This window comes from Candidatus Infernicultor aquiphilus (assembly GCF_002784285.1).
In the GTDB taxonomy this organism is placed as follows: Bacteria; Atribacterota; Phoenicimicrobiia; order Phoenicimicrobiales; family Phoenicimicrobiaceae; genus Infernicultor; species Infernicultor aquiphilus.
Genome location: NZ_PFKO01000387.1, coordinates 1 through 1,809 on the forward strand (window position 1 = coordinate 1; position 1,809 = coordinate 1,809).

Consider the following 1,809-nt stretch of genomic DNA (forward strand, 5'->3'; position numbering starts at 1 on the left):
TCATGCTCATGAATATTTTACCGGTGAAGAAATATGGGAACAGTGTAGCGGAGATGTCGATGTTTTCCTGGATTTCCCTGGAACTGCCGGAGCATTTGTAGGATGTACAAAAGCATTAAAAAAGCACAAACCCAGTATACGCTGCTATATTGTAGAGCCGGAGACTGCTGCCTATTTGGCCGGTAAACCTATTACACGTTCCAACCATAAGATACAGGGCGGCGGATATAGTATGGACCTTCCTTTTTTAGAGAGAGAGCTGGTGTCTGATTATTTGAGCGTTTCCGACCATGAGTCAATTGACGCTGCCAGAAACCTTGCTAAAAGGGAGGGAATCTTTGCAGGCTTTTCATCAGGCGCAAATGTGGCTGCAGCATTGAAACTATTGAGCGGTGTGGAGAAAAATAGTTCGATAGCCTTATTAATAAATGATTCAGGACTCAAATATCTAAGTACCGATCTTTATGCTTTTTAACAGAGACGAAGCGCAAGCGCAAATATATAATATAAAGATCGGCAATTACGACCCCTGTTTTTGGCCTATTTTTGCCTCCCCAAAACTAGGTAACCCTTATAAATAGCCACTTTCAAATTTTGGAGGGGTGAAAATTTAGCTAAAAAAAGCCATTGAAAACTTCTTCTATCCAAAAAATCAGTGAACGATACTTCGATTCACAATTACTGTTTTTAAGAGAATATATATTGACAAATTTAATTACAAAATAAAAAGGGTAAGCTAAAGAGGAGGCTTCCTCTATAGCTTACCCTTTTTTTATTGCCTTTTTATCTCTATTCAATTTTCCCTAACTCTACCTTCATTCCGGAAAGTTCTTTCTGCACTTCTGAAAAGCGTAGGGAATAATATTCCCGATTTTGCTGATTTAAGGTAGTGATAGTATTGTGTATCTCTTTGGTATTTTCCAGAACCTGCCGATAACCATCTTTCTGGGCAATCACTATCTCTTGCATAAACCTATCAATCCGAAAGATTAAGAGTATGGACAGGGCAATAGGAAAACCTTGATTAGCGATTAAGTCTAATAATGTTTTTATATCCATATATCAATTCTCCCATTCTCCAATTTTCCAATTGGTTAATAAATTAATTTACTAATTAGGTAGGGGATAAATTTATCCATCCCCGCTCTATTTTTTTACTAACGACTATTCACTATTCACTAACGACTAATTTATCCTCTCCAGCGAGCAAGTTTCGTCGGTCTAACATCCAGATGCAAGAAGTTCTTCTTCTCGTAAAAGCCGATCCCGGCAAAGTTGATCATCTCCGCATACTCTAAAAGGTCAAGGGCAGATACTCCCTCTACTTGAATATCTGCTGCCAGACCCAACATATGATAGCTACTTTTTATCCCTCCTACTTTTTGGTTATATTCCGAACATCTATAGCCAGAGGTAATATAGATCGGCTTTTTGATTATGGCTCTAAATTCCACCAACTTCTTTAAAAGCAGCGGATGTAACATTACACGCTTACAACAGGGACAGGCAAATTCAGATAGCTTAAAATATTGGGCTATATCTATTTCATTTATTTGATTTAACCTCTCCATGAGCAAACTCCTTTTCCACCCACTAAAGTCATTCCCGCCTGTCTGCCGCACAGGCAGGCGGAAGCGGGAATCTATTCCCCGATCAGGTCGAGGACAGGCTTTAAATATTAATCTGGATTCCTGCTGAAGTTTACACTCACGAAAGTGGGTGCAGGAATGACATAAAGGATTGCAGGAATGACAAATAAAACCAGCTTACTATTTAACCAATAGTGATTGTTGGGTAGGTCCTTTATCC

3 protein-coding genes are annotated in these 1,809 nt (G+C 39.0%); 1 reads left to right on the forward strand and 2 read right to left on the reverse strand.

Annotated features, from left to right (window positions below; translation table 11 throughout):
* On the forward strand, nt 1–475 hold a 475-nt coding region (locus tag COZ07_RS10715; RefSeq protein WP_406608553.1), incomplete at its 5' end, for a pyridoxal-phosphate dependent enzyme.
* 314 nt (nt 476–789) lie between these two features.
* Here COZ07_RS10715 and COZ07_RS10720 read toward each other — a convergent pair.
* Both COZ07_RS10720 and COZ07_RS10725 read right to left on the reverse strand, forming a co-directional pair.
* The gene (locus COZ07_RS10720; RefSeq protein WP_406608554.1) at nt 790–1,059 is read right to left on the reverse strand and encodes a hypothetical protein; all 270 of its coding nucleotides are present in this window, start codon (nt 1,057–1,059) and stop codon (nt 790–792) included.
* 131 nt (nt 1,060–1,190) lie between these two features.
* Nucleotides 1,191–1,571, reverse strand: a complete 381-nt coding sequence (locus COZ07_RS10725; protein ID WP_406608555.1) for a YcbK family protein — start codon at nt 1,569–1,571, stop codon at nt 1,191–1,193.
* Nucleotides 1,572–1,809: the final 238 nt, after the last annotated feature.

Excerpts from the sequence above, each read along its gene's own strand:
- COZ07_RS10720 (WP_406608554.1), bottom strand. The coding sequence starts at position 1,059 with ATGGATATAAAAACATTATTAGACTTAATCGCTAATCAAGGTTTTCCT.
- COZ07_RS10725 (WP_406608555.1), bottom strand. The coding sequence starts at position 1,571 with ATGGAGAGGTTAAATCAAATAAATGAAATAGATATAGCCCAATATTTT.